Source organism: Variovorax glacialis (assembly GCF_051216375.1).
In the GTDB taxonomy this organism is placed as follows: Bacteria; Pseudomonadota; Gammaproteobacteria; order Burkholderiales; family Burkholderiaceae_C; genus Variovorax.
Genome location: NZ_JBPJZT010000015.1, coordinates 131,278 through 148,808, shown reverse-complemented (window position 1 = coordinate 148,808; position 17,531 = coordinate 131,278). Strand labels below are relative to the sequence as shown.

At 61.8% G+C, this 17,531-nt stretch carries 15 protein-coding genes and 2 tRNA genes; 6 read left to right on the top strand and 11 right to left on the bottom strand.

The features are described from left to right. Positions 1-293: 293 nt before the first annotated feature. On the bottom strand, positions 294-638 hold the full coding sequence (locus ACSFBL_RS28710) for a hypothetical protein (protein WP_435519216.1): 345 nt from the start codon (positions 636-638) through the stop codon (positions 294-296). Positions 639-802: 164 nt separating this feature from the next. Between ACSFBL_RS28710 and ACSFBL_RS28705 the strand changes: the two genes are divergently transcribed. Continuing rightward, on the top strand, positions 803-1,048 hold the full coding sequence (locus tag ACSFBL_RS28705) for a helix-turn-helix domain-containing protein (RefSeq protein ID WP_435519215.1): 246 nt from the start codon (positions 803-805) through the stop codon (positions 1,046-1,048). A 91-nt stretch (positions 1,049-1,139) separates the two neighbouring features. Here the strand turns inward: ACSFBL_RS28705 and ACSFBL_RS28700 are convergent, their stop codons facing one another. From ACSFBL_RS28700 to ACSFBL_RS28685, 4 genes are all read right to left on the bottom strand, one after another. Continuing rightward, positions 1,140-1,796 (bottom strand): hypothetical protein, encoded by a 657-nt coding sequence (locus tag ACSFBL_RS28700; protein WP_435519214.1) that lies wholly within the window; start codon positions 1,794-1,796, stop codon positions 1,140-1,142. 1 nt (position 1,797) lies between these two features. Then, positions 1,798-5,046 (bottom strand): hypothetical protein, encoded by a 3,249-nt coding sequence (locus tag ACSFBL_RS28695; protein WP_435519213.1) that lies wholly within the window; start codon positions 5,044-5,046, stop codon positions 1,798-1,800. Between the two features lie 89 nt (positions 5,047-5,135). Next, complete coding sequence (locus ACSFBL_RS28690; RefSeq protein ID WP_435519212.1) at positions 5,136-6,557, bottom strand: tyrosine-type recombinase/integrase; 1,422 nt, start codon at positions 6,555-6,557, stop codon at positions 5,136-5,138. Positions 6,558-6,679: 122 nt separating this feature from the next. Next, positions 6,680-6,756, bottom strand: a tRNA-Arg gene (locus ACSFBL_RS28685). Positions 6,757-6,989: 233 nt separating this feature from the next. Here ACSFBL_RS28685 and ACSFBL_RS28680 point away from each other — a divergent pair. After that, on the top strand, positions 6,990-7,190 hold the full coding sequence (locus ACSFBL_RS28680; RefSeq protein WP_435519211.1) for a hypothetical protein: 201 nt from the start codon (positions 6,990-6,992) through the stop codon (positions 7,188-7,190). Positions 7,191-7,203: 13 nt separating this feature from the next. Here ACSFBL_RS28680 and ACSFBL_RS28675 read toward each other — a convergent pair whose 3' ends face one another. The 5 genes from ACSFBL_RS28675 to ACSFBL_RS28655 all read right to left on the bottom strand — a co-directional run bounded on the left by ACSFBL_RS28675 (position 7,204) and on the right by ACSFBL_RS28655 (position 10,972). Continuing rightward, the gene (locus tag ACSFBL_RS28675; RefSeq protein WP_435519210.1) at positions 7,204-7,992 is read right to left on the bottom strand and encodes an SDR family oxidoreductase; all 789 of its coding nucleotides are present in this window, start codon (positions 7,990-7,992) and stop codon (positions 7,204-7,206) included. 117 nt (positions 7,993-8,109) lie between these two features. After that, a tRNA-Pro gene (locus ACSFBL_RS28670) sits at positions 8,110-8,186 on the bottom strand. Positions 8,187-8,236: 50 nt separating this feature from the next. Next, positions 8,237-8,941, bottom strand: a complete 705-nt coding sequence (locus ACSFBL_RS28665; protein WP_435519209.1) for a glutathione binding-like protein — start codon at positions 8,939-8,941, stop codon at positions 8,237-8,239. 71 nt (positions 8,942-9,012) lie between these two features. Further along, complete coding sequence (locus ACSFBL_RS28660) at positions 9,013-9,273, bottom strand: UBP-type zinc finger domain-containing protein (RefSeq protein ID WP_435519208.1); 261 nt, start codon at positions 9,271-9,273, stop codon at positions 9,013-9,015. Positions 9,274-9,295: 22 nt separating this feature from the next. Then, positions 9,296-10,972, bottom strand: a complete 1,677-nt coding sequence (locus tag ACSFBL_RS28655; RefSeq protein WP_435519207.1) for an FAD-dependent oxidoreductase — start codon at positions 10,970-10,972, stop codon at positions 9,296-9,298. A gap of 135 nt (positions 10,973-11,107) precedes the next feature. Between ACSFBL_RS28655 and ACSFBL_RS28650 the strand changes: the two genes are divergently transcribed. From ACSFBL_RS28650 to ACSFBL_RS28640, 3 genes are all read left to right on the top strand, one after another. Then, positions 11,108-11,968, top strand: a complete 861-nt coding sequence (locus ACSFBL_RS28650; RefSeq protein ID WP_435519206.1) for a GNAT family N-acetyltransferase — start codon at positions 11,108-11,110, stop codon at positions 11,966-11,968. A gap of 64 nt (positions 11,969-12,032) precedes the next feature. After that, on the top strand, positions 12,033-14,222 hold the full coding sequence (ppk1, locus tag ACSFBL_RS28645; RefSeq protein WP_435519205.1) for a polyphosphate kinase 1: 2,190 nt from the start codon (positions 12,033-12,035) through the stop codon (positions 14,220-14,222). A gap of 6 nt (positions 14,223-14,228) precedes the next feature. Then, complete coding sequence (locus ACSFBL_RS28640) at positions 14,229-14,690, top strand: SixA phosphatase family protein (protein ID WP_435519204.1); 462 nt, start codon at positions 14,229-14,231, stop codon at positions 14,688-14,690. Positions 14,691-14,711: 21 nt separating this feature from the next. On the opposite strand, the gene ACSFBL_RS28635 is transcribed toward ACSFBL_RS28640, so the two are convergent. Then, positions 14,712-16,232, bottom strand: coding sequence for a Ppx/GppA phosphatase family protein (locus tag ACSFBL_RS28635; RefSeq protein WP_435519203.1), 1,521 nt, complete (start codon positions 16,230-16,232; stop codon positions 14,712-14,714). Positions 16,233-16,479: 247 nt separating this feature from the next. On the opposite strand from ACSFBL_RS28635, the gene pstS reads away from it, so the two are divergent. Further along, positions 16,480-17,517, top strand: a complete 1,038-nt coding sequence (gene pstS / locus ACSFBL_RS28630) for a phosphate ABC transporter substrate-binding protein PstS (protein ID WP_435519202.1) — start codon at positions 16,480-16,482, stop codon at positions 17,515-17,517. Positions 17,518-17,531 lie beyond the last annotated feature (14 nt).

Here is a 17,531-nt window from a genome sequence, read left to right as displayed (position 1 = left end):
TGGCTGCCATCGACCGACTGGTTCACCACTCGACGATCTTCGAGCTGAACAACGTGGAGAGTTACCGCGGCAAGGCGGCCGCGCGGGAACAGAAGGTCCAGCGCGACAACGACAAGACGAATCGCCGGCGTCAATCATCCAGCGACAACGACAACCAGCCCAAGGAGCCACAAGCCTAGCCCCTCATAAAACGACATTCACCCCTGCCCAACCGGCCAAGATGAATGTCGTTTAACCGGCCATGCTGCTTGACGCTCTCCAAGTGCGCCTGCATTCAATCGCGCCAGTGGTCATCACAACGCCCTCAACTCGTTCTCACGACGCAGGAACGCTGCTCGCAGGGCCTCGTAGTCGCCATTGGTGAAGGGAGCTCCCGCGGGCCGCTGGACCACAAAATCGAGGCATTCGTCGGGCACGCTGATGTCAAGGCCGGGCTCGACGTGCTCGAAGACCACCCATGGGTCCCACGTGGCTGAATGGGCGCCAAGCCAACTCGACATTTCTTCCCACACCTCGCTTCGTTCAGATGACGCGTTCAGGCTGGCGTAGTTGGCAACGCGCACCATTCGGACTGGGACCGTGTCGGTCAACGCCGAGGTGTCGGTGCGTGTGGAGGCGCGATGGGGGTGGGTGTCCATTTCGGTTGGTTTCAGTGAAGCGAAGGTGGTCTGAATGGTCAGCAGCGTAGGGCGGGGCGGAGGAGGCAAGGGCCGGACCCATGTGACACAGGTCATGGCAAGAATCCGCATATTGTGACGCAAACGCGGGTGACGTAAAAGATGCTGACGTTGAAACTGTTTACGTGCCCGGCGCCCCAAAGTCACCTAAACCGTTGCAGCTTTCCGCCAGGGAACTGCTCGCTTTAAACCTTATAGAGCTCCGTCGCATCCGTGAATGGAGCCAAGATGGGCTTGCCCTCGAGGCGGGATTACACCGAACGTTTGTGGCCCACGTAGAGCGACAGGCGCGAAACATTTCCATCGACAACATCGAGAAGCTCGCGCGCGCGCTGAACGTTCCTGTTGCTCGTTTGCTGCAGAAAAAGTAGTCGATGAGGAAGAATGGGTCCGCTCGGCCTCGCACGTGCGGACTGCCTGGAGAGGTCGTGATTTGACGTGGCGCTTGGCCGCCAGTAGTTGCTACTCCCGCCGCCCGCCAACTTCCCTATTGAGGTGCATCCATTCGAAGAACGGCCCTGCAAGCGACGCGCCGGCTACAACAAACGGTGGCCGGGCGCTGGCGTCAATGATGCTATTCGCATCGGAATCGGCGAGAAGAAGCCCTTCAAAGTGCTTCAACACCGCCAGTAGAGCTTGGCAGGTCAATACGTGCCGCAGCCTCAGGTCTTCCAAACTGGAAGGCGTCGCTACGGTCTTCCCATTGTTCTCTTCCTTGATAGCAGAGCTGGCACCCTCGTCAAAGGTCGCGATATATGCTTTGAGTCGGACCACCTCGCGACGCAGATTTTCGGCTCCGACCTCTGCAGCGAGTACTAACGCGTTGGCCGTCGGGTCTTTGACGATTCGTCGGTCGATAGCGTCTGTCCCTCCCGATGAAGTCGAGGCCATGTATGAAACAAGTAGCGACTTGTACCTCTTATTCCGCAACAGAGTCGCACAGTTGCAAGGTTTGCCTTCTTGCTCGCTAATATGGATTGCCACCATATCTGCGAGGTCCGTTATGTATTCGAAGCGCATCCGCTTTTTCTTTAGGTATACCAAGAGCGGCCGGATATAAGCCTCCCGTCGCTCTTGATTTGCTTGCTGCCAATTAGAAAAAGGGTTTTTGCCTTTCACGTCACGCTTCCCTAAGCATCAGCATTGGCTGAGGGGGGGGTAACGATTCCAAGTGCGCGTCGGAGCTCAAGAGACTAATTACTTCTGCGTATGTGAGTCCATGCGCCTCAATTACACCCCTGAGCAGGCCTACGCACTCCGACGCCACGGCTAAGGGCATCGATGAGACTAGCGCCTCGCGGATGTTGCCAACGTTTGCCAAGAGCTGACGTCGCAACAGGTCGAAGCGCACTCGTATCTCAGGACTGTCGAATGTGGGATAAGCGACGCTCTCGCCAAGTCTCGCCAGGATGTACGCCGCCTCATTCGTTGGGCTCGCAAAGCGGCGTAGTTCCATCTCAATAATCTCTGGCTGTGGAACTACCCAACGACGGGTATCTTGACCCAGTTCGATACGTCTACGCTGAGCTTCCAGGACCTCCGAGACGAGTTTCCAAGCAACGACTTCCTCAGCAAGCCGTTGCCGCTCTGCTTCTGCCTGCTGTAACTCGGTCTCGGTGTAGCGTTCCTCTGCATCGCTCGCGTCAAGCTTGCTCTCAGTTGATTCGAGCATCTCCCTCGTTTGTCGACCTCTTGCCTGGACGGCAGGTAGATGGTCAATGCTTCTTACAGCATAAGCACACATTGCACATCTTCCGATACCGCGAAGCAATTTCAGCACGTCAGGCGGGCAGATGTTGCCGAAAGGACAAAGCTCCGTCTTGTTGAAAGCTGCATTGCGACCACGTGACTCTCGTAGGACGTCAATCCCTGTTCTTCCTCCTTCATTCAGGCGAAGACTCACGCATCCATAAGCGGCCAAGGTCTCATCTAGGTCCTGCTGCAGCGCTCGGGAAAATCGCGAATTCACGCCATCCGCTTTCACGAAGCGACTGGGCGCCTTGGCGTGCTCGCCGGCCGTGAGGTCTTCAAGGTCTCGACCGTACGCCAAGACCTCCAGCTTGACAGCTTGCACTTTCTGCTCGGCGAGCATGTCTTCCTCATCCACGTAAACGTAATGGTAGACAACGCTCTCATGTTGCCCAGTGATGTACTTGCCTATCAGGTCAGCAGGCAACACGTTGATGTAGTGCGAAACGACACCAACACGAGCGCTGTGAGGCGTAATGCGGGTTTTGGGCTCCAGAGGAACGTAAGCATCATCTGTATCGCGATACCGATTTAGAAGCTTGCTACGGTCCGCAGAGTCGCAAGGCACGTCTGGAGGTAGGAGCTCGCAAAGCACTGGTATGCGTCCAACGTCCAAATCCCTCACTAGCCCCTGTGCCCCCATGAGAAGCGCACTCCACGCTGAAACATACCGCGAGTCGCTATGTGGCCTTCCATCGCTCGCGCTGGAGAATAAGGGCTTGATAGGAGGCCAAATAGTTTTCGGGTTTCCTTGGTACCAGAGCTCGCTATCAAATCCATCGCAGTTAATAAGCTCGCGCCATCGGGCTTGCATGCGGAGCACCTCAATCACTCGCATGTTGACGTGGGGCGCCCACCCCATAGTCTTTGTCTTGTCCGTATTGACCCAGAGTTTGGAGAACTCTGTATCGTCGGGGTGTACCTTGGAATCAAACGTACGGACGTCGAGCCATTGAATATGGTTGTTTCGGACGCCCGTGTAAAGAGCAACCAGCACATTGTGCAGGCCGTGCGGCTGCGGAATGCGAAGGGTGCGTCCATCCTTAAGCTCGAATGTATCAAGGTCAAGACAATTGGGAATGAACTGAAGCTTGAAAATTCGACCACGGAAGAAAACGACAGGCACGAATCCGATTAGGTCGGCCAATCGGTACGTATCAATAATGCGCCGAGTTGGTACCATGTCCTTCAGGTCGTCACCCTGAATTTCAGACTTCAGTATGCGCTCGAGCACCAATTGGTTGTACGCGACCAAAGTCTCGACGTAAGAAATATAAAACGCGAAGAGGCGACGTGGAACTGGCCGCTTGTTAGTGCCCATCGACCTGCTCGTAGGAGGGATGTCGTGCTTTGAGAGCGGCTGCGTAAAACCTCCGCACCCTTCAAGTTCACCGGCGTGGCGCTCAATGAAGTCAAAAAACTGCTCAAGAGTCTTAAGCGTGAGGTGTCGATACTCACTGCTCCAACCCCGCTGTTGGCCGTACTGCTCGTGAAACTCAAGGTACGTTAAAGGCGTGGCGTGGGCCATGGGCAACAATCGCGAGATGAATGCGCCTGTCAGCAGGGTACTCGGTGAGCCTGGGAATTTAAGCGGGACATTGGAATTTTGGTCAAACCAGTAAGGTAAGTAGAAGAACAGATAGAGGTTCCAATGACCTAGGGCGCGGTTATGTTGTTTGAGCGCTTGCCGCCGCAGTTTATCTAGATATAGCATCTCGATGGACAGCCAGAGCTCGCTCAGTCCGCGAAACTCGAGTGCAAGGCCTGGAAGCGCGGTAACGTTCTTTAGTCGGTCGGGGTATGCATCTGCGGGAGTCATGCTGAGCGCTTGCACGGTTGCCGGGGATTCGCTATCTGATTCGAGGGCGCGTAATACTGCGCTCATCCGACGTTCAACGTGATGCTCGCTGCCGCGCAGCGCTTCTTCCCAGGTACGTACTGAGACACTCACCCGCCCACGATATCGCCGTTCAAGAACGTCTACTAATGCTCGGTAGGGTACAGAACGTCCGTGGCGAGTGAAGTTGGTCTTATCGTTTTCGCTTTTGATTGACAATAAGTCATCAATATTGGCGTCCTCAGGGTGATTCCAACCCGTCGCCAACAGAAGTTTTGTGCCGTGAGAACGAAACCATCTGGCGCGCACTTGGTGTGTGGCTACGCTCTCGAGTGCCTTGGCATGTACAGAGCTCTCGTCACCTACGGCGCGAACAAGTTGGAGAAGTTCTGACCCCACCAATGGCGCTATTTCTACGCGGTGCTTAGTGGTGCCTCGAGGAAAAGGCTGGTTGAATGAGTACGGTAAGGTGATGGCGCCGCTTGCTTGCAGCGCAACTAGCATGAATCCGAGTCCAAGCACAACTGTACGCCCGTAGCTTGCTTTATACGGATAGGGACCAGCGGGGTCTGCTAGTGTGAGTTTGTAAAAAATTTCCGCCTCTAGGCCCTCATGTGGACGGTCGTAAGCATTGAATGCCATCTGCACATAGGCTTCGTCAAACTTGGCGTCAGGCCTAGAAAGTATGCATAAACGCACATATTTGGTGTAGCCAAGTCGCGCATGTTTTTTGGTAGAAACTGCCTCGACATTGACTTCTTCAAGGGCGTATAACGTTGCCATTGCGGTTGCGGCCTTGTCGTGCGCCAGTAGGACAAGGTCGCTAAGATTGCGTCCAGAAACGTTGAAAACCGGTTGTCTAGAGCAATTTATCATTCGGGTCCCTGCGCAGCAATCAACAAGGCGGCGGCGTCGTCTTCGATGGCCTGTTGCACCCTAGAGAGTTTGGCCTGTAGGGCATCGCGTTTCATCTGATTCAGCGTCTTTCCGCTCCCCAGTTCAAATACCATTGCATTTGCATACGCGAGTTCAGTCTCTAGTAAATCCGTGTCGTGCTTCGCGTATCGCTCGGTTGAGCGAATCTTGCTGTGCCCCATGAGTTGCTTAACCAATCCCATGGGCAAGCCGTATGAGCCATCAGCGCGGGGGAAGTAATTCAGACAATACGTGCCATACATATGCCTTAAAGAGTGGACACTAAGGCCCCGGCGCATATCGGGGTCAGCTATGCATGAAATCAAAGCGCGTTGAAACACTTGATTGCGGGAACTTGCAGCGCTGAGAAAATACGGACGTCCTCGCAAACTAATTCGGAGATGCTGAAACACGAATTGGTGGGTGCCATGGGGAAAATATTCCAGTCGAACGTATTTCTCCAAGGCCTCAAAAAACACTGAGGCGAATGGCTCAATTAGCAGCGTCGCCTGCGTGGTTCTACCTTTCCACGCCAGCTTGTCACGGTCGGCAGGCCCAAGCGTCAAATAACTCGAGTCGTTGATTCGACGTGCGGGGTCTACAAGTTTTACCGTCCCTTCGCGGAGGTCAATATCTGACCAAAGCAATTGAAGTGCTTCACTAATACGGCAACCAGATGCTGCGCAGAAACTATAGAGTGCCTTGTCGCGCCAAGTGGGGAGCGCGTTGAGCAGTGCTATTGCTGAATCAAAAGGAAACGCGCGTTCTTCGTCATAGGGTGTGACCCCCGCTAATGTTGGCAGAGCTGCATCAGTAAGCAGCTTTGGGCCTCCGGAGATGACGCCAGCCAGCATGGAATGCATCCTGAGTGCACTTACCTCATTGGCCGACGGTCTGCGCATCGTTGGCGGCGGCAGTAGCGGAAGCGGGTCAACTACCGAGGCGGTCGTGCCGTGTTTGGCGAGTTGGTCTTGTTGCTTTCGAAGCGACTCTGACAGCCCAAGGAATCGCCTTACCGGCGCGTGCATAAGGTTGCACGTCAAGGACGACACCATCGGAGATGGGAGGGAGCTGTGCACCAAGCGCGCGAGTTCATTGCCCGACAGCCCGCCGTAGAGTAGGTACTCTCCGTACGCGCCAAGCACTTTGACGAGGTCCTCTCGGCTCAGAACGCTGGAAGCAAAATACCCTGTCGCCTCGAAGAGGTAGTCGATGAATCTAGCGAGGTTGTGGCAGTAGGCGATGCGAGTGTTAACCGGGGACCGAGCAAAAACGGTTGCGAAGGCATCGAAAGCAGGAATGCGCTCCCCGTTGGGGCCAACCAGCCCAAAGGACTTCTTACCATCGACCCGGACGTCAATCAGCGAGACGTTCTTCAAGATGCCCCCAATGTGCAACTGAAGTTCAGTCTAGGTCGAGGGCCCTACCTAGGCAACTCTGTTACGTATATTCTTACATTTGGCCAAGGTAGGTGTGGTGGGGCGAACCACTGCAGTTCAGATGGCGCGGCGGACAGGAATCGAACCCGTAACCCCCAGCTTAGAAGGCTGGTGCTCTATCCGGTTGAGCTACCGCCGCGCAGAACTTCTGGGCCATCCTAATATGCAACCCAAGTAACCTTCAATAAGAACCCCCGACAACCTGCTTAGAAGGCAGGTGCTCTATCCAACTGAGCTACGGGCAGTGAAAGGTGGAGCGAGATTTTACGGTGGCTGGGTAGGCGTCAGCGCCCACCGACAGACATTCAGGAGTTTGCCGGGGTCGCCGCTCCACTTTCCGGTGAGAGTGTTGTTATTTGACCGGAGCAGACCATGACCGCCGACACAAAGCCATCAAGCAACGAAGAACCCGAGATCACTCAGGAGGAAGCCATCCCATCCGATGGCAAGGACGAGGTTGGCGAAAAGATGATGGAGGACCTCGGCCGCGAGAAGGATGAAAAGGCCGAACGCGACGCGCCTCCGCCGTCGGCCGAGCCGATGCCCATGCCTGAGCAGTTTCCCGTCAGTTGAGCCGGGCGTCCGCTCAGACCACCATCGGCACCGCCGCGCCGTCCATCGAGATGATGGCGCCGGAGATGTAGGCCGCACCGGGCGAGGCCAGGAAGACCACCGCATTGGCAATGTCCTCCGGCTTGGCGAGGCGGCCCAGCGGCATGCGCGCCTCGGCGTCGCGCAGCACCTCTTCTTCCGACACCTTCCGCAGGCGCGCATCGGCCGCAATGCCTTCGGCCATGCGGTCGGTCAGCGTCAAGGCAGGATTGACTGCGTTCACTCGAACGCCCAGTGGACCGTACGCATGAGCGAGTCCTGCCGTCGCCAGCATCAACGCGGCGTTCGCCGCACCGCCCGCCAGATGCGTCGGCGTGGCCACCTTGCCGCCCATGCCGATGATGTTCACGATCGCGCCGGAACCCCGTTCGCCCATGCGCTTGATCAGCGGGTCCATCACGTTGATGTAGCTGAAGAACTTGGCCTGCATGGCGTCGTGCCAGTTCTGAGGTTGCAGCTCGCCGAAGGGCGTGCGGCGCGCAGCGCCGGCGGAATTGACGAGGATGTCGATGGGGCCCGATTCGGCCTGCACAGCATCGAGCATGTGCAAAGCCGCGCGTGCATCGCTGAGATCGGCGCTGTAGTCGCCGACCGAGTGGCCTTCCGAAAGCAGCTGCGCGGCGGCGGCATCGAGGTTTGCGGGGGTGCGCGCCGCGAGGCTCACTCGCGCGCCTTCGCGCAGGAACGCGCGTGCGCAGGCCAGGCCGATGCCTCGGCTGCCGCCGGTCACGAGCACATGCTTTCCTGTCAGTTGAAGATCCATAGAGGCTCCGTGGATTGATCGTTGAAGACCCATTGTGGAACCCCGGCGCTCGCGATGCGGAGCACAAAGCAAAACGCCTGCAGGAACCGAAGTCCTTGCAGGCGTTCACTTTTTTGATGGTCGGGGCGAAAGGATTCGAACCTTCGACCCTCTGGTCCCAAACCAGATGCGCTACCAGGCTGCGCTACACCCCGACGAAGCCTACGATTCTAACCATTTTGGCGGGCCGAATTTCGCGCGCTGATCAGCGACGCTCATATTGCGTCTTTCCGAACAGGATTTCGCGCTCCTTGTCGCCGGTGATCGGTGCGCGCAGGTCGGCCAGTACCTTGACGCCGCGCTGCACCGCGGGACGGGCGGCGATGCCGTCGAACCATTGCTTCACATGCGGAAAATCCGCGAGCACGATGCCCTGGTTCTCGTGGCTGCGCAGCCACGGGAAGATTGCGATATCGGCGATCGAATAGGTCTTGCCCGCAATGAACTTGTGGGTCGCGAGTTGCCTGTCGATCACCCCGTAGAGGCGCTTCGCCTCGTTCGAGTAGCGGTCGATCGCGTAGCCGATCTTCTCGGGCGCGTAGTTGCGGAAGTGGTGCGTCTGGCCGAGCATCGGGCCGACACCGCCCATCTGGAACATGAGCCACTGCAGGACGTCGTAGCGGGCCCGGTCGCCCGTCGGCAGGAGCTTGCCCGTCTTGCCGGCCAGGTAGACGAGGATCGCGCCCGACTCGAAGAGCGAGATCGGCTTGCCGTCCGGCCCCTCCGGGTCAGTGATGGCGGGGATCTTGTTGTTCGGGCTGATCTTCAGGAAGGCCGACTCGAACTGGTCGCCCTTGCCGATGTTGACCGGGTGCGCGCGATAGGGGAGGCCGCATTCCTCCAGCATGATGTGGACCTTGTGGCCGTTGGGTGTCGCCCAGGAATAGACGTCGATGGGTGCTTGGGGCATGTCTCGGGATCCGTTGGTGATGACAAGGCCGGCCAGCATAGCCCTCGCGGGCTTTTCGTGCAGGCGGCGCGCTATCCCACCTGGCTGTCGTGCGCGAAGCACCACATCCAGTCCTCGTTGGGCTCCAGCGACGCGATGACGGCGTGCCCGGTCGTCCGGAAGTGCCGGCTGGCGTGCCTGTTCTTCGACGAGTCGCAGCAACCCACGTGGCCGCAATGAACGCAAAGCCGCAGGTGGACCCACGTATCGCCCATCGCAAGGCATTCCTCGCAACCTGCCGAGGTGGGCGGGACGATCACGTTGGGCACGTGGGAGCAGGGATACACGGACATCGAGGACTCCTGTTGTCGTGGCTCAGGCGGCGGTTGCCGCCGATGCCAGGTGTTGATGAATCAGGGCGACGACCGCGGCGCCTTCGCCGATGGCGCCACCCACGCGCTTGACCGAACCGGCGCGCACGTCGCCCACGGCAAACACGCCGGGCACGCTGGATTCCAGCGGTGCGGCCACCTTGGCCGGAAAACCGCCGCGCGCAGCCTGTCCGGTGACGACGAAGCCGTGCTTGTCGAGCGCGACGCCGCAGCCTTCGAGCCAGTCCGTCTCGGGGACGGCGCCGATGAAGAGGAAGATGTTGCGCGCCGGGCAGTCTTCCAGGTCGCCGCTCTGCCGGTCGCGCCAGGTGGCGCCGTTCAGGCCGCTGGTCGGCTCGCCGTGCAGGCTGACGAGTTCGGTGTACGCGTGCAGCTCGATGTTGGGGGTCGCTTCGATACGGTCGATCAGGTAGCGCGACATCGTCGCCGCCAGCGACGGACCGCGTACCAGCACATTGACCTTCGCCGCGTGCTGCGAAAGGAACACCGCGGCCTGGCCCGCGGAGTTGCCGCCGCCGACCAGCGCGACTTCCTGCTGGTCGCACAGCCTGGCCTCCAAAGCCGAGGCCCAGTACCAGATGCCGCGGCCCTCGAACTCGGAAAGACGCGGCACCTCCGGCCGGCGATAGCGTGCGCCGCTGGCGATCACGAGCGTCTTCGATCGCAGCTTCCGACCGTCGACGAGCTGGACCGCGATTTCGCCCTGCGATTCGGCCAGGCTGCAATCCAGCGAGGCGACCTGCGCGGGTATGAGCATCTCGACGCCGAACTTCTGTGCCTGCACATAGGCCCGCCCGGCGAGGGCGCCGCCGGAGATCCCGGTGGGGAAGCCGAGGTAGTTCTCGATGCGCGCACTCGCGCCCGCCTGTCCGCCGAAGGAGCGGCAATCGACCACGATGACCCGCAAGCCTTCGGAAGCCGCGTACACCGCGGTTGCCAGGCCCGCAGGGCCCGCGCCGACCACGATCACGTCGAACAGCTCTTCGTGCTCGATGCTGTCGACCATGCCCAGGCAGCGCGCCAGCGCGTGCTCGGTCGGATTGGGCATGACCGATCCGTCGGGGCAGACCACCACCAGTTCCGACTCGCTGTACTGTTCGAGCAACGCCGCCGCGTCGCTGTCCTGCGTGGCGTCGACCACGTGATAGGGATAGCCGTTGCGGCCGAGGAAGTTCTCCAGCCGCATCACGGCAGCCGACTGCGGCGGCCCGATCAGCACCGGGCCGCTCGCGCCCGATTCGATCAGCGCCACCCGGCGCAGGATCATGGCCCGCACCAGGCGCTCGCCCAGGTCGGCTTCCGCGATGATCAAGGCGCGCAACTGTTCGGGTGGCACCAGCAGCGTCTCGACGTCGTCTTGCGCATGGCCGTCGACCAGCGCAGGACGGCCGGAAAGCTGAGCGACCTCGGCCAGGAACTGGCCCGGGCCCTGCTGTTCGATCGGCACCACATGGCCGAGCCCGTCGCGGTGGGTGATGGCGACCGTCCCTTGCAGCACGACGAACATGCCAGGCCCCGGTTCTCCGGCGCGGAAGAGGCAGTCGCCGCGCCGGTAGCGCTGCACGGTGCCGAAGCGGCGGATGCGCCCGATGTCCGCGGCGCTCAGCACCGGGAACATCTGGTGGCGGCGGGTTTCGACTTCGATTCTTTCGGTGGCCATGAACAAAACTCCGGTGGGCGAATCCCCGAAATTAAACGCTGAAGTCATTTCCTGTGCGCGTCATGCAATTGCCATCGGAATGACACGCTTGTTTCACCGCTTGTCCCGAGACTCCGTCGGCAGAAAGGGTCTCGCATGAAAGAACTGCCCACGCCGACGTTTCCATTCTCCCAACTGGGGTTGCGCGCCGCCTTGTGGCCCGTGGCAACCGGGGTCCAGACCCCCGCAGCAATACCCGTGCCGAATGCGCCGGCGCCAGCTGGAGAAGCCGGCGGCATCAGCGTGAGCTGGGCGCGCCACCAGGACGACGTCCGCGCAGCGCAACGCTTGCGTTACGAAGTGTTTGGCGGCGAAATGGGTGCCCGCCTCACGACGCCGCTGGAAGGGCACGACATCGACCTGTTCGACGATTTCTGCGAACACCTGCTGGTCCGTGACGAAGCCACGCAACGGGTGATCGGCACCTACCGCGTACTGACTCCGGCCCAGGCCCGGCGCATCGGCAGCACCTACAGCGACACGGAATTCGACCTGACGCGGCTTCGTGACCTGCGAGAGCGGATGGTCGAGCTGGGCCGCAGCTGCGTGCACGTAGACCACCGCCAGGGCGGGGTGATCCTCGCGCTCTGGGGCGCGCTGGCCGGCTTCATGAACCGCAACAAGCTCGACACGATGATCGGCTGCGCCAGCATCCCCATGTGGCACAACGGGGTGACCAGCGGCGACGCGGCAGCCAGCATCTGGCGTCAGCTGTCGGCCACGCACATGGCGCCTATTCAATACCACGTGCAGCCGCGCCTGCCGCTGCCTGTCCACCGCCTCGACAGTGCGCTCGAAGTCGAGCCGCCTGCCCTGATCAAGGGCTACCTCCGGCTCGGCGCCAAAGTACTGGGGCCGCCGGCATGGGACCCGGATTTCAATACGGCGGACCTGCCGATGCTCATGCGCATCGAAGACCTCCCGGCGCGCTATCGGAAGCACTTCCTGGGCCATTGAGACAACGCGAGAATGGTCGTCACGGGTTTGTCATGCAACTGTCACAACAGCCGCAGACACTGTCATGATTTGGCTTTTGAGTGCCTCCGTGCCGGTCGATCCAGAATCCTTTGCCCCACCGCCTTCCGTGAGCGACAGCCTGGCTGTCGCCCCCGAACCCGCTCTGACGCTGCTCGATCGGGATCACAGCATCCTTGCCTTCAATGAGCGGGTGCTCGACTGGGCGTATCGACCCGAGGTGCCGCTGATCGAGCGGCTGCGCTATCTGTGCATCGTCTCGTCGAACCTGGATGAGTTCTTCGAGGTTCGCGCTGCGCCCCACCTCGGCGCGAGCGTGGCGGGCGACCGCAAGGGCTACTACACGGTCGAATCCTTCGAGCGGCTGGCCGAGGCGGCGCATTCGCTGGTGGGGCGGCAATACGCGCTCTACAACGACGAGCTGATTCCTACCTTCGCGAGCAAGGGCATCCAGGTCATCTCGCATGGCGAGCGCAACCCGGCGCAGCGCAAATGGGTGCACGAGTACTTCGAGCGTGAGGTGCGGCCGCTGCTGATCCCCGTGGGGCTGGATCCGGCACACCCCTTTCCGCAAGTGGCCAACAAGTCCCTGAACTTCATCGTCCGGCTGAGCGGCAAGGACGCCTTCGGGCGCGAGAACCCCATCGCCATCGTGAAGGTGCCGCGTGTGCTGCCACGGGTGATCCGGATGCCGACGAAGGTGTCGGGCGGCAAGACGTTGTTCATCGCGCTGTCCAGCGTGGTGCGCGCGCACCTATCGAGCATGTTCCCGGGCCGCGAAGTGGGCGAGTTCTCCCAGTTCCGGGTGACGCGGCATTCCGATCTCGCGGTGGACGAGGAAGACGTCAAGAACCTCCGCACGGCGTTGCGGCAGGGGCTGCAGCATCGCCACTACGGGCAGGCCGTCCGGCTGGAGGTGTCGGCGAGCTGTGCCGAATCGCTGTCGAACTTTTTGCTGGCGCAGTTCAACCTGCCGCCTCAGGCGCTGTACCGGGTTCACGGACCGGTGAATCTCGCCCGCCTCACCCAGTTGATCGACCTCCTCGAAGAGCCGGACCTTCTGTTTCCGCCGTATCAGGCGTCCTATCCGGTCACGCTGTCGCCGGGCCAGTCCTTCTTCGACAGGTTGCAGCGCGGTGACGCGCTGATCCACCAGCCCTTCGAGAGCTTCGAAGGCGTGCTGGCCTTCCTGCGCGAGGCCGTGCAGGACCCGCAGGTGCTGGCGATCAAGCAGACGATCTACCGCACCGGCACCGGTTCGGAAATGATGGACCTGCTGCGCGAGGCCGTGCGTCGTGGCAAGGAAGTGACGGTGGTGGTGGAGCTCAAGGCGCGCTTCGACGAAGAGGCCAACATCAACTGGGCCGAGATGCTCGAGTCGATCGGCGCGCAGGTCGTCTATGGCGTGGTGGGGTTGAAGACGCACGCCAAGATGCTTCTGGTGACGCGCCGGGAGGGCAAGCAGATGCGCCGCTATGGGCACCTGTCCACCGGCAACTACAACCCGCGCACCGCAGCGCTCTACACCGACATCAGCCACCTGACGGCCGACCCGCTGCTCACGGCGGACATGGAGGCGGTGTTCGTCCACATGGCGGGCCAGAGCCGGCTGCCCAAGCTGAACCGGATGTGGCTTGCACCCTTTGACCTGCACCGCAACCTGATCGCCCGCATCGACGCGCTCGGCACGGCGGCGGCGGCCGGCGAGCCGACCCGGATCGTCGCGAAGATGAATGCGCTGACCGACGAAAACCTGATCGCCGCGCTGGTCCGGTCCGGTCAGAAGGGCGTGAAGATCGACCTGATCGTGCGGGGGGCCTGCACCTTGCCGGCCCGCGTCCCTGGGCTGACGGACAACATCCGGGTGCGTTCCGTCATCGGCCGCTTCCTGGAGCATTCGCGCGTCTTCTATTTCCGCCAGGGTGAGGACGAATCGCTGTACCTCTCGAGTGCCGACTGGATGAACCGCAACATGCTGCGTCGCATCGAGCTGGCCTGGCCGGTGACCGACCCGGTGCTGCGCCAGCGGCTGATCGACGAATGCCTGGTGGCCTATCTGCATGACGGGCGCGATGCCTGGGACCTGGGCGCAGACGGTGCCTACCACCGCGTCTACAAGGACACCCATCCGGGCGAGGAGGGCGCTTCGCGGGCCATCGAGGGCCACGGTGCGCAGACCGCCCTCATGAACCGCTACGCGTCGCGCGGACTTCGCCGCGCCGCATCACGGGATTGACGACTCATGGATCTGATTTTCTGGCGCCATGCCGAGGCGGATGACTGGACGGAAGGTTGCGACGACATGCAGCGCTCGCTGACCTCGCGCGGCGAGAAGCAGGCCAAGCGGATGGCCGCGTGGCTCGATCGCCAGTTGCCTGAGGGCACCCGCATCGTCTGCAGTCCGGCCCGACGCTGCGAGCAGACGGCATTGGCGCTCGGGCGCAAGTACAAGCTGCGCACCGAACTCGCACCGGACACGACGCCGGACGCGCTTCTCGGCGCGGCCGGCTGGCCGAACGGCAAGTCAGTGGTGCTCATGATCGGGCATCAGCCGTCGCTCGGGCAGGCCATTTCGCTGCTCCTGGGCCTGCAGCAGGACAGTTGCCCGGTTCGCAAGGGCGCTGTCTGGTGGATTCGCACCCGCGAGCGCGACGGCGACGTCCAGACGGTCGTCGTCACCGTGCAGGCGCCGGAACTGCTCTGAAAGCTTGAAAGGGCGGCTGCGTCAGCAGCCCGAGAGTTCGACGCGCCAGTTGGTCTTCTGCCAGGCCAGCACCTCTTCCCGCAGCAGGTGTGCCGACTGCGGATAGAGCGCCGACCACCCCGCACGACAGGCAACAGTGAAGAGCTTGCCGCCGGCAGGCTGCGCGATCCGCAGGCCTTCGAGGTCCGGGTCGCGCCGCGCGTGGCACAGTAGCACCGCCAAGCGCAACGCCAGCAGTTGCGGGACGAAGGTTTCGTCGTCCAGCGCGGTCTCCAGCTTGCGCAGCTTGCCCCGGTGGCCCAGCACCAGCTGGCTCAGCCAGTGCATCTCGTTGACCGCGAAGCCCGGCGCGTCGGCGTTGTCCAGGATGTAGGCGCCGTGCTTGTGGTATTCGCTGTGCGAGATCTGCGCACCGACCTCGTGCAACTGCGCCGCCCAGCCGATCTTGCGCAAGGCCCGGCCGGCCCGGCTCGTCGTGCTGCCGCCGCGGGCGCTCGGGTCGAGCTGCACGAAGAGGGCGGCCGCGGTGTCGGCCACGCGCTTGACCTGCGCGGCATCCACGGCAAAGCGGGTGGCCAGCCGCGCCACGGTGCTGGCACGCAGGTCGGCGACGATGTCGTCGCGCTCCAGCAGTTCGTAGAGCACGCCGTGGCGCAATGCGCCCTGCGCGACCTTCATTTCCTCGATCTCGAGCAGGTCGAAGACAGCGCGCAGCACGCTCACGCCGCCGCCGATCACCGCCTTGCGGTCCTCGCGCATGCCGTCGATGCGAAGACGGTCGACGCTGCCGGCCCGAAGCAGCCGGTCGACCAGCCAGTCCAGACCGTCGCGCGTGACCAGGCCGGGCTCGCCACCGGCCAGGGCCAGCACGTCGCCGACGGCGCCAATGGTTCCGGAGGCCCCGTAGACCACGTCCCAGCGGTCGGGCACATAGGTGCCAAGCGCATCGTCGAGCACCGCCTTGGCGGCGATTTCGGCCGCGCGGAACGCGGAGGTCGTGAAAAGGCCCAGCGGGAAGTGCTTCATCGACCATGCGACGCTGCCGACCCGGTAGGACTCCATCACTTCGGCTTCGTGGGCCTGGCCGATGATCATCTCGGTCGATCGGCCGCCGATGTCCACCACCAGCCGGCGTTCGCGGTTCGACGCATCGGTGTGGGGCAGGGTGTGCGCCACGCCCTGGTAAATCAGGCGGGCTTCCTCCCGACCGGTGATGACATCGATGCCGAAGCCCAGGATGGTGCGTGCGCGCAACAGGAACTCGTCGCGGTTTCGGGCCTCGCGCAAGGTCTGGGTCGCCACGGCCCGGACCTGAGAGCGCTTGAAACCCGCAAGGCGCTCGCCGAATCGGGCGAGCGCGTCCCAGCCGCGTTGCATGGCTTCGGGCGTCAGGTTGCGTGAATCGTCGAGGCCGTTGCCCTGGCGAACGGTCTCCTTGAGGTATTCGGTGCGGTGGATCTGGCCGTGATCGACCTGGCCGATCTCGAGGCGGTAGCTGTTCGAGCCGAGATCGACCGCGGCAAGGCGGGTTCCGTTTTGCATGTTGAAGTGTTGGCGTCGGGGCTTGATCGTAGCGCCCTCCCTGTGGACGACTGCGTCAACCGGTATCTCGGCAAGGGAACGAAGGCTACGGGCGGCACATGACGGTTGTGTGACAGATCCATGCCGACCCCACCGAAAACAGGCCGATCTCCCTCTGTGGGCGAGTGTCATCGAGTTGTCACACAAGCTTTCTAGAGTCCGTGCCAACCCCCTGATGGGGGCTCTTGTGCAGCTCAAAGGAAGCATCATGAAAACGACGTTCAAATTCGCTGCCGCCGGCCTGATCGCCGCGGCTTTTGCCCATATTCCCGCATTTGCCCAGGACGCCACCGGCGCCGGCGCCAGCTTCCCGGCGCCGCTGTACTCGAAGTGGGCCGCCGACTTCAACAAGGCCACCGGCGCCAAGATCAACTACCAGTCGGTCGGCTCGGGTGCCGGCATCAAGCAGATCGAGGCCAAGACCGTCGATTTCGGCGCCTCGGACATGCCCCTGTCGGACGAGGACCTCAAGGCCAAGGGCCTGATGCAGTTCCCGACCGTCATCGGCGGCGTGGTCCCGGTGATCAACATCCAGGGCATCAAGCCCGGTGAACTCAAGCTGAGCGGCGCGGTCCTTGGCGACATCTACCTCGGCAAGATCACCAAGTGGAACGACCCGGCGATCAAGGCCCTCAACCCGTCGCTCGCGCTGCCTGACGCAGCCATCGCCACCGTGCGCCGTGCCGACGGCTCGGGCACGACCTTCCTGTTCACAAACTACCTGAGCAAGGCCAACCCCGAGTGGAAGACCAAGGTCGGCGACGGCACGGCCGTCAACTGGCCCAACGGCGCCGGCGGCAAGGGCAACGAGGGCGTCGCAGCCTTCGTGAACCGCCTGCCCAACTCGATCGGCTACGTCGAATACGCCTACGTCAAGCAGAACAAGATGACGTATGCCCTGATGCAGAACAAGGACGGCAGCTTCGTGGCGCCGGACGACTCGGCCTTCAAGGCCGCTGCCGCGGGTGCGGACTGGTCGAAGACCTTCTACCAGGTGCTGACCGACCAGCCGGGCAAGGATTCGTGGCCCATCACCGGCGCGACCTTCATCCTGATGCACAAGGTGCAGGACAAGCCGGCGCAGGCCACCACCGCGCTCAAGTTCTTCGACTGGGCCTACAAGACCGGCGACAAGACCGCCGGCGACCTCGACTACGTGCCGATGCCCGACAAGGTCAAGGGCGTGATCGCCACCGCCTGGGGTGAGATCAAGGATGCGTCGGGCAAGCCCGTCGCGTTCAAGTAAGCAAGGTATAACGG